The organism is Caballeronia mineralivorans PML1(12) (assembly GCF_001028175.1).
Classification (GTDB): Bacteria; Pseudomonadota; Gammaproteobacteria; order Burkholderiales; family Burkholderiaceae; genus Caballeronia; species Caballeronia mineralivorans.
Map to the genome: position 1 here is coordinate 1 of NZ_AEJF01000068.1, position 11,671 is coordinate 11,671.

At 61.2% G+C, this 11,671-nt stretch carries 10 protein-coding genes and 3 pseudogenes; 7 read left to right on the top strand and 6 right to left on the bottom strand.

All coding sequences use genetic code 11. The annotated features are described in order from the left end of the window. Positions 1 to 330 precede the first annotated feature (330 nt). Positions 331 to 1,233: a LysR family transcriptional regulator gene (locus EOS_RS09035; protein ID WP_047846284.1), complete on the bottom strand. Its 903-nt coding sequence runs from the start codon at positions 1,231 to 1,233 to the stop codon at positions 331 to 333. Positions 1,234 to 1,496: 263 nt separating this feature from the next. On the opposite strand from EOS_RS09035, the gene EOS_RS09040 reads away from it, so the two are divergent. Both EOS_RS09040 and EOS_RS09045 read left to right on the top strand, forming a co-directional pair. Then, a complete protein-coding gene (locus EOS_RS09040) occupies positions 1,497 to 2,276 on the top strand; it encodes an SDR family NAD(P)-dependent oxidoreductase (RefSeq protein ID WP_047846285.1) in 780 nt (259 codons plus the stop codon). Positions 2,277 to 2,377: 101 nt separating this feature from the next. Next, a complete protein-coding gene (locus tag EOS_RS09045; RefSeq protein ID WP_047846349.1) occupies positions 2,378 to 2,725 on the top strand; it encodes a DUF4148 domain-containing protein in 348 nt (115 codons plus the stop codon). Here the strand turns inward: EOS_RS09045 and EOS_RS09050 are convergent. Then, positions 2,722 to 3,072, bottom strand: a complete 351-nt coding sequence (locus EOS_RS09050) for an aldo/keto reductase (RefSeq protein ID WP_082163276.1) — start codon at positions 3,070 to 3,072, stop codon at positions 2,722 to 2,724. The two genes, EOS_RS09045 and EOS_RS09050, sit on opposite strands and share 4 nt — an antisense overlap. A 25-nt stretch (positions 3,073 to 3,097) precedes the next feature. Beyond that, positions 3,098 to 4,094: pseudogene (locus tag EOS_RS09055) on the bottom strand (aldo/keto reductase). A gap of 102 nt (positions 4,095 to 4,196) precedes the next feature. On the opposite strand from EOS_RS09055, the pseudogene EOS_RS46155 reads away from it, so the two are divergent. Beyond that, positions 4,197 to 4,358: pseudogene (locus EOS_RS46155) on the top strand (IS110 family transposase); the annotation flags it as partial. Positions 4,359 to 4,778: 420 nt separating this feature from the next. Here EOS_RS46155 and EOS_RS09060 read toward each other — a convergent pair. Next, positions 4,779 to 7,529, bottom strand: a complete 2,751-nt coding sequence (locus EOS_RS09060) for a UPF0182 family membrane protein (RefSeq protein ID WP_047846286.1) — start codon at positions 7,527 to 7,529, stop codon at positions 4,779 to 4,781. Positions 7,530 to 8,021: 492 nt separating this feature from the next. Here EOS_RS09060 and EOS_RS09065 point away from each other — a divergent pair, with 492 nt between their 5' ends. Beyond that, complete coding sequence (locus EOS_RS09065; protein ID WP_047846287.1) at positions 8,022 to 8,960, top strand: S1C family serine protease; 939 nt, start codon at positions 8,022 to 8,024, stop codon at positions 8,958 to 8,960. 42 nt (positions 8,961 to 9,002) lie between these two features. Continuing rightward, positions 9,003 to 9,647, top strand: coding sequence for a LuxR C-terminal-related transcriptional regulator (locus EOS_RS09070; protein WP_047846351.1), 645 nt, complete (start codon positions 9,003 to 9,005; stop codon positions 9,645 to 9,647). On the opposite strand, the gene EOS_RS44270 is transcribed toward EOS_RS09070, so the two are convergent. After that, positions 9,637 to 10,050: a DUF2182 domain-containing protein gene (locus EOS_RS44270; protein WP_075645299.1), complete on the bottom strand. Its 414-nt coding sequence runs from the start codon at positions 10,048 to 10,050 to the stop codon at positions 9,637 to 9,639. The genes EOS_RS09070 and EOS_RS44270 overlap by 11 nt on opposite strands. A 2-nt stretch (positions 10,051 to 10,052) precedes the next feature. On the opposite strand from EOS_RS44270, the pseudogene EOS_RS47975 reads away from it, so the two are divergent. Next, a pseudogene (locus tag EOS_RS47975) lies at positions 10,053 to 10,364 on the top strand (IS110 family transposase); the annotation flags it as partial. Continuing rightward, positions 10,309 to 10,530, top strand: coding sequence for a hypothetical protein (locus EOS_RS47465; RefSeq protein WP_047846288.1), 222 nt, complete (start codon positions 10,309 to 10,311; stop codon positions 10,528 to 10,530). The pseudogene EOS_RS47975 and the gene EOS_RS47465, both read left to right, overlap by 56 nt. Before the next feature lie 747 nt (positions 10,531 to 11,277). Here EOS_RS47465 and EOS_RS09080 read toward each other — a convergent pair. Beyond that, positions 11,278 to 11,547: a hypothetical protein gene (locus EOS_RS09080; protein ID WP_053063812.1), complete on the bottom strand. Its 270-nt coding sequence runs from the start codon at positions 11,545 to 11,547 to the stop codon at positions 11,278 to 11,280. Positions 11,548 to 11,671: the final 124 nt, after the last annotated feature.

The window sequence follows — 11,671 nt, forward strand, 5'->3', positions numbered from 1 at the left end:
TTGGACGCATTTGGCAACGGTGCAGCGATGCGCTGCATACGAGCTCCTACGGAGCCGGCGCATAGCGGGCATTTACGAACGAGGGCCCACGGCTCGCGTTGACGTTCGAACGTTGGTTGTGCCCAGGCAACGGACCTGCGTGCGCGGGCATATCAGTCACATCATCGGCCTGAGCAGACGGTCGCGCCGCTGCCGACATGCTTCAACACCCGTTGGCGGTCGGATCGGTGACGCCAGGCAACGCTAGCTGCGTGCAGTACGACAATACCGGCCATGGCCGTAAGCGCAGTCGTCGCAGAACAAGGCCTCGCGCTTAACTCCGTGCCTGCATCAGTCGCGCCGTGTGGCGCAGGGAAGTTTCGTGACCAGTTCGTCGAACACTAGCCGTATCCGTTTCGGCACGGGTCCCCGCTGCGGCCGATACACATGCAGCTTCCATGGCTCGGGCTCGAGGCGGCTCAGTATTCGTACCAGCCGGCCGCTTTCGACATGCGGCCTCACAAGGTACTCCGTGCACTGGCTAAAGCCGATGCCCGTGCATGCGGCCTCGATTTCAACCTCCGTATCGTCTGTCACGAACGCGGGTGAATGCGGCAGGAAATGCCTCTCGCCTCGAAAAATCCACGGCCAAGGCCGGCCGTTCGTGCGGTCGATCAGGCTGGTGACCGGCATGGCTTCCAGATCCTTCAAGTTCCTCGGCTCGCCCATCCGCTCGATCAATACGGGCGATCCGACTACCCAGATCGGCAGTGGTCCGATCACGCGCGCGACGAAGCGGTTGTCACCAATCATGCCGGCCCGCACGCCAATATCGATCTGCTCGTCGACAACCACGGACGGCGTATCGGACAGCCGCAGGTCGAGGACGAGACCGGGGTGGCGCGTCATGAGATCCGTCAGTTGGGGCTGGACGTAGTGCCGTCCCAGTCCACTCGGCGCGGTGATCCTGACCGTGCCGATCGCCTCGTCCGAGCCGACCTCCATCGGGTCGAAGAGACCGTCGACCGCACCCAGCGCCGCCTGCGCCTTGAGCGCGAACGACTGGCCGAATGCGGTGATCTGGATGCGCCGGGTACTCCGGTGGAAGAGCGTTTCCCCCAGTGACTGCTCCAGTTCGCGCACCGCGCGAGTGACAACCTGGGGCGAAACGCCCAGGCGTCTCGCCGCTTCGCGAAATGTCGGCGAAGCCGACGCCGCTGCAAAGATCTTCAGGATTTCGAGTCGGTTGAGCATCGCTTAGAGGCGTCCATTATTCCAACTGGAAGAACGACGCTGGTTCTATCGTTCCAGCTTCCTATTTTCATAACGCCCGGATCCACGGTCAAGAGAAGCTTTATTAATTCCCAATTAGGGAATTTTCAATGCCTGATTGTTCCATTTAAATCTCCCTATTTTCTATCCATACTTCGCTGCAAGCGTGAGGCGACATTGATCGATACGCCGCACGCTCACTCAACCCATCGGCGGCAACGCCGCAGCAAAAGAAGGATGAAATCATGAACGCAGTCACGACAACGCAACGTCAGCTCGAAGGCAAGGTAGCGCTGGTCACCGGGGCAAGTTCGGGCATTGGGCGCGCAACGGCGCTGGAACTTGCTCGCCGCGGCGCGAAGGTGGTGGTCGCAGCCCGTCGCCAAAACGAACTCGAGCAGGTGGTTCGGGAAATAACCGCTGCACACGGCAATGCCGCGGCGATCACCGTGGATGTTTCGAAGGAGGACGACCTCAGGAAGCTGGTGGACTTTACGGTATCGACCTACGGACGCCTCGACATCGCCTTCAACAACGCGGGCACCGAAGGCGTGTTCGCGCCGCTCCTCGAACAGGATGCCGAGCGCTTCGACATGGTGTTCGAGCCCAACGTGCGCGGCGTGCTGAACGCGATGAAGTACGAAGCCGAGGTCATGCTCAAGCAGCGATCGGGAAGCATCATCAACAACGCGTCAATGGGCGGTGTGATCGGTTTCGAAAATGCGTCGGTGTACATCGCGAGCAAGCACGCGGTGGTCGGCATGACGAAGACCGCATCGATCGAATGGTTCCGCCGCGGCGTGCGGGTGAACGCGCTGTGCCCGGGCCTGATCGAGACTCCCTTTCATCACCGGGGCATCTGGCCTTCGGCGGAAGTACAGCAGTCGTTCGCAGCCGGCACGCCGGCGGGGCGCTGGGGTTCGGCCGACGAGATGGCCACCATCGTGGCGTTCCTGGCATCGGACGACTCGAGCTACGTGTCGGGCCACTCGCTGGTCGCCGACGGCGGCTACTCGATCGCCTGACGCGACCGTATCGCTTACGCAGGATCAGGTAAGCGGCGAGCCACCGGCTGGCGCGTCACGCTCACTCGCCTCCCTCTCTTTTCCGACAAAGGATGAACACCATGAAAACGCTTCGGTTCTCCCTGCTGTTGGCCTCCGTGCTCTCCTTGCCGGTCATGGCCCACGCGCAGGTGTCCAGCTCCGTCACTACCCGTGCACAAGTGCGCGCTGAACTCATCCAGCTCGAGAAAGCCGGCTACAAGCCGGGCCACCCGAGCCCGTATTACCCGGCGGATATCCAGGTTGCCGAGGCCCGGGTCAGGCAAATGAACGGCGCTGACAATCTTGTCCAGCCCATTGCCCGCAATGCGCGGTCGGATGTCGGCGGCGTGATGTCGGGAATGACGGAGTCGGGTGCGCGGTTGGTTGCATCCGGGAGTGCGAAGCAGTCACCGTACATGCATCACTAGGCAATGCAGGTAGCGACGGAGCGCTTTCCGTTGTGGGACAGCGAGCCGTTGGGCCGGCTGTCGGTTCCCTTGCGCTCGGGATTGTCGATGGCAAAGCCGAACTTGGTCGCGAGCACCGCTTCCGTGCGCCGGCCCTGCAGCGCACGGCCCAGAAGTTCCTCGTTGACGAACGGCCCATAGAATTCGGCCGTGTCGAGAAAATTGCAGCCCAGCTCGAGCGCGCGATGAATCGTGCTGATCGATTCGGCTTCGTCGGACGTGCCGTATGCATGGGACATGCCCATGCAGCCGAGCCCGATCGCCGAAACTTCTAGGCCTTGCCGGCCCAGCTTTCGTTTGGGAATCATCTTTTCTCCATTCGTTTTGCGCTCGTCATAGATTGAGCATCGACATTTCGTTGTCGCCGTAGCGCTTGCCTTCCACGGCGTGCCCCGTAATGGCGGCTTCGATCGCGTCGCGTTCGGCTTGTGTGAGCGTCACGCTGGCCGATGCGATGTTTTCTTCGAGCCGCACGTGTTTGCGCGTACCGGGAATGGCCGTGATCCACGGTTTCTGCGCGAGCACCCATGCAAGTGCGAGCTGGCCTGGGGTGATGCCCTTGCCGCTGGCAATGTCGGTCAGGCTGTCGATCAGCGACAGGTTCTTTTGCATCGCGTCGGGCTGGAAGCGAGGGTGCCGACGGCGCAGGTCGTCTGACGCCAGCGCGTCACCGCGCTTGAATGCGCCGGCCAGAAAGCCGCGGCCAAGCGGACTGTACGAGACGAAGCCGATACCCAGTTCCTCGAGCGCACCAAGCAGTTCCGCCTCTGGATCGCGGGTCCACAGCGAATATTCGGTCTGCACGGCCGTGACCGGATGCACCGCATGTGCCCGGCGTATCGTCGCGACGCTCGCCTCCGAAAGCCCGAGATGCTTCACCTTGCCCGCCTTGACAAGATCGGCGACTGCTCCCGCAACGATCTTCGATCGGCACGTTCGGATCGACACGATGCTGGTAGAAAAGATCGATGTAGTCAGTGCGCAGCCGTTTGAGCGCTTTATCCGCCACCCGTTTGATGTGCTCGGGGCGACTGTTGACGCCCACCGGCATCGGGCCGCCGGCGGGATCGAGTTCGAAGCCGAACTTGGTCGCGATCACGACTTGTTTGCGCACTGGCTGCAACGCTTCGCCGAGCAGTTCTTCGTTCACCTTAGGGCCGTAGACCTCGGCCGTATCGAAGAATGTGACGCCGAGGTCGACCGCGTTGCGGATCAGCGTGATCATCTCCTGCCTGTCACCCGCGGCGCCGTAGGCCCAGCTCATTCCCATGCAGCCGAGGCCGAGAGCGGATACCTCAAGCCCGCTTTCTCCGAGTGTGCATTTTTCCATCATGCGATCTCTTCTTTGGTTAGCAGGCGCAGCCGTTGTATCAAGGCTGCGCGATGAGTTCGGCGGCCCTCTCGCGCGCGGCGCGGCGGCCCTGTTGATCTGCTTGCACGCATTGTGTATTTCATGCTCACGCGCGGCGAAGCCTTCGTTGACCAGGGGCAGCAGCGTTACGAGGAACAGCAAAGGAAGCGCAGCATCGCCGCCCTCAGGCGTCGTGCTTCGGCCCTCGGATTTCAGCTCCAGCCAAACGCGCCGACTACGTGAGGACAAACTTTCTCTGCTCAGTTTCTTGAGAGAGGATCTACGGCCAACCGTGTTTCCCATCAACAATCGGTCGATCAGGCGGACAAGCGTCGGTCGAGTGGGGGCAGCCAACGCCATCCCGTCGTTTTAAGAGGACGGTCAAAGTCGCATGGCGGCGATAACGCGGGTTATCACGGCAATCGGTTTGGAGCTGGCGCAGGGTAGAGGGACAAAGACGCGTTTCGAGTGGTCGAACTCAGATGAGACCTTAGTGCTTCTCTGCAAGCCATCCCGACGGAAGAGGGCGGGGACTGCTTGTCGGCCAATCCGGTCCTTCGCGACCAAGTGCTGACCGTCAACTGGCAACGTCGGTTTTCGGAAAACGGAACGCGTACTCTCGACCCATTGCGTTAAGTGGGCGCTCTTTTATATACACTCAGATCACCTCTGATCCTCGGAACGGCCGGCGCCGAGCGTCTCGAGAAGCGGCCGGAGGGCATCGAGTTCCGAGCCGAAACCGCTCCAGTCTCCCGCCTTCAATCGTTCGATGGCGCGGTCATAATGAGCGAGTGCCTCGCGGGCGCGCACGTCCGCCGTGCCCCGGGGCAATGCCACCGGGGCGGCCTCCTTGAAGAGCGCGGCCAAGGCTTCGCCCAAGTTCTCCTCCATCACCACACGGTCACCATAGGCGGCGATCACCCGCTTCAACTCGGGCAACTGACCGGACGCCGCGCGCAAGTAGAGCGGGGAGACGTAGAGGATCGAATTCTCGATCGGCACGACCACAAGATGGCCGCGGATGACGCGCGAGCCCATCTGGTTCCACAGCGAGATCTGCTGCGAGATCTCGGTATTCTGCTGGATGCGCGCCTCGATCTGGAACGGCCCATAGACCAGCTTCTCCTTGGGGAAGGTGTAGACAATGAGCTTGCCGTACTCGGGCGGATCGCAACGCGCCGCCAACCAGGCGATCATGTTCTCGCGCTGACTGGGCACCATCGGCAGCATGAGGACGAACTCGGCGCGCGGCGCCCCGGGCAGCCGCATGATCGTGTAGTAAGGCGTCATCGGCGTGGGGGCATTTCCACCATCGATGCCGGCCAATTCCCGGGGGAACTGCCAAAGATCCTCGCGATTGTAGAAGACCTCCGGTGCATCCATATGGTAGGCGCGGTAGAGCTGCGCCTGGATCAGGAACAGATCTTCGGGGTAGCGGATATGCTGCCGCAGGTCTTTTGGCATCGCCTCCAAAGGCTTGAACAGACCCGGGAAGATGCGTTGGTACGTCTGCAGGATCGGATCGACCGGATCGCTGACATAGAAGTCGACCGTACCGTTATAGGCATCGATCACCACCTTGACCGCGTTGCGGATGTAATTGCCTCCGTCGCTGATACCCGGCAGGGCATAGGGGAACCAGCTGCTGGTGGTATAGGCGTCCTGCATCCAGAAAAGGCGCCCGTCGCTCGCGACGATGTAGGGGTCACGGTCGAGGCTGAGGAACGGGGCAATCGTGCGCACCCGGTCCTGAATGTTACGGTGGAACAGGATCCGGCTCTGGTCCGTGATGTAGCCGGTAAGCAGGATGTTGGGGTCGTCGAACTGCCAGGCAAAGAGGCCGCGTCGCACCATGCTGCCGACAGCGACACCGTCGCGCCCGCTGTAAGTCGTGTAGACGTTGTCCTTCCCCTTGGGATAGTCGAACTCGGGTACGCTGCCCTTCACGATGACATAGCCCTGATCGCCCCCACCGAAATAGAGACGCGGTTCGCGGATGGCCGGGCCACCGTTGGCGACGGGCGGAATATCCTGCAGATAGAGGGAAGGTAACCCCTCTGTGGATTTCTCGGTAACCGGCGACATCACGACGCCGTTGCCGTGGGTGAAGAGGAGATGCAGGTTCACCCAGGTCTGGGCATTCGCCGGAAGCATCGCCGGCTCCAGTTCGCGCGCCGACAGCATCACCTGCCGGTAGCCGGCGCCAAGCCGGTAGCGGTCGATGTCCACGGAGAGGAATTTGTAGTAGGTCCTGATCTCCTGCAACTGGGCGTAGGTATCCATCAGCGGCTGCACATCCCACAGGCGGATGTTGTCAATGGTCGCACGATTAGCCTGGAGCGAGGCGAGATTCAGCCCCTGCTCGGCCGGAAACGGTTTTGCCGCGATCTGTTCCAGGCCGTAGCTCTTGCGCGTCAGCGCGATATTGTGTTTGATATAAGGCATCTCCAGTTGTAGCTCGCTTGGCTTGACATAGAAGCGCTGGAACAGCGCCGGGTAGATCACGGCAAACGCAAACGAGCTGCCGAACACCAGTAGGGCCGAGGCGGCAGCAATTTGATAGTTCCGCCAGCGCATATTGGCCCACGAGACGACGGATGCGGCAGCGGCAACGCCGACGAGCAGTCGCAGGACCGGTAGCTCGACGTGGGCGTCGGTATACCCGGCGCCGACCACGACGCCGTTGTCGCCGTACAGCAGCAAGAAGCGGTCGAGCCCGTAGGACCACGCCTTCAGCACAAAGAACAAACCGAGCAGTGCCGAACCATGAGCGGCTGCGGCTGGCGAGAGCCCACGCGACGACTGATCAAGCGCGATGTCGCCGCGCACCCCGTAGACCACGCCTGCAACGACCGCGCTGCAGAAGAGCAACTGCAGCAGCCAATTCTTGAGCGCAACATAGGCGGGCAGCGAGAAGAGATAGAAGCCGATGTCCTTGTCAAAGATCGGATCGCGCTCGCCAAAGGGCACCTGATGAAGGAAGCGAAGCGCCATGTCCCAGTTCGAGATTTCACCAACGGCGATGAGCAGCCCTAAGACGACGGCGACGCCGGCGATGGCGGAGCGCCAGGGAATGCGCGGCGCGACCTGGTCGGCCAGTTCGCTGATGGCCGCCGATGCACTGGACGAAAAGGCGCCTGACGTTCGCGAGGGTCCGGGGTTCGTCGCGCAACGATGCGCGACGAACCCCGACACCCAAATAGCGCCTGTCGATACGGCGAACACGACGACAAAGAGCAGCGCCTGGGCGGACAGAACCGTCCAGAAAACGTCGATATAGCCGATCGAAGAAAACCACAACCAGTCGACCAGGACGCCAGTGATGCGCCCGACGACAATCAGGCCAACGATGACGACCGCAATCGTGATTGCAGTGCGTCTCCAACGCGCGCCGGACTTCACTTGCAACCGCATAGACCGTGCTCCTTTGCTGGCCCGTCAGTCATGGCCGGCGGTGCCCCGGCGTGTCTAGCGGCGATCTGCCAGGAGCGTGGTTGAACGGGTTATTAACACAATCCTCATAGCCCACGCGCAACCACGCAACGACTTGCGGCAGATGATGCCAGATGAACAATTGTAGTCCGGTGAACCAGGAAGCGGTGCGCTCGCCCAGACGCGGCTTCGAAACCCGCTTGTGTGATGTCTCACTCGGCGCCCGGTATATTTGACCTTCCCGCGAGTTTCCCAATATGCTCAAAATGTTGATCGCGGCCGTTATTCAGGAGCCGGTTCCGAACCGACAGTTCTTGCGACCGCATCCAACCGACTACCCGTTCGGGTGGTGTGCGCCCATTGTCGATCTGCCATTCTGAATCCGTTCGTCGCCACTTTGCTCGCGTAGGATCCGTGCGCAATGGGCGGCGTGAGGCGCGAGTGGGTCGTGTCTCAAATGGCGGGAGAAATCATATGGAAACCTCAACATCCAGCGGAAATTCGCTGCAGGATTTTTCCGACAGACTGGCGCGAATCGTTGAGCGGGTTGGGCAGAGCGTCGTCGCGGTGCATGGTCGGCACCGCATGCCGTCAAGTGGGGTAATCTGGCGTAATGGCATCGTCGTCACGGCTGCGCACACGCTCAGACGCGAGGACGGGATCGAAGTCACGCTGGCCGACGGCCGTACGGTCGCCGCGGTCCTCGCGGGCCGGGATACTGGCACCGATGTCGCCGTGCTGAAACTGGACGGCGCGGACCTGGCCCCAGTCGAGTCCGGCGACGCCCGCTCGCTCAAGGCAGGTCATCTTGTGCTCGCGGTCGCGCGGGGGGACGGGTTCGGCGCCAGTGCCGATTTCGGCGTGATCGGTAGCGCCGGTGGTCCCTGGCGCACTTGGAGGGGCGGTCAGCTCGATGCGTTCGTGCGACTGGACGGCGGCCTGCACCCGGGGTTTTCCGGGGCGGCCCTAGCGGATGTGCACGGGCAGGTCATGGGCATCTGCACATCGGCGCTTGCACGTGGCGTCGGCATGTTGATCCCCGGGATGACCGTGGAGCGTGTCACCGAGGAACTGCTGGCTAAAGGGCGCGTATCACGGGGCTACCTTGGCGTCGGCACGCAGCGGGTGAACCTGTCGGATGCGTGGATCAAGAAAATGAACCTGTCTTCCAACCATGGATTGCTGGTCAATTCGCTCGCGCCGGGTGGTCCAGCGGAGGAGGCTGGCGTGCTCATAGGCGATGTGCTGATAGAACTGGACGGCAAGCCTTGCCGCGATATGGACGACCTGCACGCCGCGCTTGGCTCCGGGAGTAGCGGACAGCGCTTGAGGATTGCGCTGATCCGGGGCGGTGAACGCAACGAATGTTCGGTTACCGTGGGCGAACGCCCGCAACCGGATTCGTGCCGGTAAGGCGAAGGAACTGGTCAAAAGTCGAGTGCACAGATGGCACAGATGAGCCCCGTCCGGGTCGCGGTTATTGCTGATTCGCCGCGGGTGCGCGCTAGCCTGCAAGCGCTTGTCGAGGCCAGTCCGGCACTCAGGTTCGCTGGCAGCGCAGCCGACGCTGAAATGCTAGCCGACTGTCTTGCCGGTTCAGTCCCGAATGTTGTCGTGATCGACGTGGAGCCGGAGGCGAGCGACACACTCAAGGCCGGATTCGACCTGGGGCACGTGCCATCGGCGCTCGTCCTGTTGACCGACGAGGCGGACAGCGACTGGATCCTTGATGCTTTGCCGGGCGGCGCGACGGCGATTCTGCCACGGGACGCGATGCCAGGCGAAATCGTCGCATCCATCGAAGCCGCGGCCGCGGGCCTTTACGTACTGTCGCCGGAGATCCTCGGGAGATTGCTGGGCGCACGGAAACCGCTGCGGCAGGCGGCGTCCGGGGTGCCGTTCGAAATGCTGACCTTACGCGAGATCGAAGTACTGGCGATGCTTGCTGAAGGACTTGGCAACAAGGAGATCGCGCGGCAACTCGACATTTCGGATAACACAGTGAAATTTCACGTGTCCTCCATTTTCGGCAAGTTAGGCGCGACGAACCGCACCGAAGCGGTGATGTTCGGTATGCGGCACGGCTTCATCATGGTGTAGCGTGTCGACGCAACTTCAGAAGGACGGAGGGATTCAATGAATGCGAACGAAGAGCAAAACCCCGACTACGATCATCGCCATGCCAGCCGCGCGCGCCACAACGGCGCCCGCGGCGCCCGATCTTTTCCAAGAAGACAAACAGCGCTAGGGTCGCCACCCAGACAAGATTCATCGCCCCTGCGACGAACAGCACGCACATCAGCGCCCAGCAGAACCCGAGACAGTATGCGCCATGACGCATTCCCATCTGCAGCGCGCCAGGCGTCCCGTCGCGCCAGTGAGTCATTAGAAACCCGAGTGGACTTCGGCGGTGCGTGAGACAAGCTCGCTTGAACGGCGTCAATCGGTACAATCCGGCCGCGCAAAGAATCGCAGCGCCCACCTGCGGGCTTGATGCGGCCATTGCCGGTGACCGAGCGCAGCGGGAAGAAGAGCTGGGTTCACTGGCGGCGACAGTGCCCGAAATTCCTGCGCCAGACCTTCGTGGAATGGGCCGGCCGGACCGTCAGCCGATCATTCTGGGCGGGTGCCTACTACCGGCAGCAGCGCGCGAAAGGTAACTCCCACCACGTGGCACTCCGAGCCCTGGCGTTCAAGTGGATCCGCATCCTGTACCGCTGCTGGCAAACGCGAACACCGTACGATGAGGCCGTGTATTTGAATGCGCTCAGGAAGCGCGGCGCGCGACTTCCTGGCAGCCTCACGTTGTCTGGGTAACCGCTTCGGGTTGCGGATAAATCGGCTGCTTTATCTCATAGAAGCAAGCCGCGTAGCGGCGCGTCAGGCCGAAGGCGAAGCGCCGGTGGGCAACGACGGTACCGCCGTCAGGCGGCTGTCCACGGGTTGGGTGCGGATGATCGACACGGACGGCGTTGTCACGTAGGTCTTTCTCCTTGCACTGCTGGAAGACAGCGGATTACGTTCAAGGACGGTCGTAACCTCCTCTCTCATAAGCTTGACCGGTTTCGAACTCGTTGCGTTGATGGAGTTCCTTGACGGTGTCAACAGCTTGCCCCCAAATCCCCCGTGATTGCTGCTTTGAGAGAGCGGGGGAGCATGTCGCCAGTTAGCGCCGAGTTACACCCGACCTCCTCGCAGGCGTTTCGCCGAAATAAACTCACCCATCCGAGGCCGCGTCGGCTCAGCGCTTTGTTGACTACTCGAGTGGTCATTTTTTTGCCGTTCCTTGTATTTGAGATGACATCCCGAGCTACGGTATGTGCAATGCCGCTTCATGACTGACAGCCTCTAGCACGTTGCCAGATAGCAGACATTCGCCCTTGCCGGCACTCCAACTCGAATGACCGCCCCCGAAGAACCGCCGGTGGGGGCGCTCGGCACCGTTGGCCGTTGCCGGGATCCTGTTCTGGGACGGCACGGTATCAAGGAAGATATATGGTTAACAAATGCCGAACCTGGAAGTTATTTGGTGAGCAATCCGAGTCTTCCGGCCTCGAAAACCGGTACCTAGATGGCCGAAACGGACGTTATTTGGTTAATTTTCCGGAAGCCAATCGAGTTCCTCCACACCTCCCAAAAACTCTCATAAATCGCTGATTCCACGGGGATTTGTGGGTAACAACGTGCTTGCCCCATCCCGGCTCCTCCCGCGCAATTTGTCCACGAAGTATCAGTAGGAATATGGGTATGTGGGTAGGAGCGAGTCATGTCGGGACGACAACTGCACCGGCTCAGCGCGCTGCGGTAGATTCGGGCTCCGTTTGAACGGAAAGGTCATGTTTGCGAGGAAATTGGCTTCTTCGTGCTCCGTGGTGGTCATGAAGAATGCCTCCGGGTGAACGCCCATTGCCTCGTGGAGGGTCTCGTGTATTCCCTTGAGGACAGCGCTGCCAAATTGCGCAGACTTGCCGCTGCGCATCGGTACATGTGTCATGGGCATGGAAGGATCCGGTTGGCCATTGCTGGATCCAATCATAGGTGCATCAACCGATGCCATTCAACAGTCGCCCCTGATTGTTGTGATGAGATTTGTAAATCATTAGATACGCAGCGCTTCCGCCTCC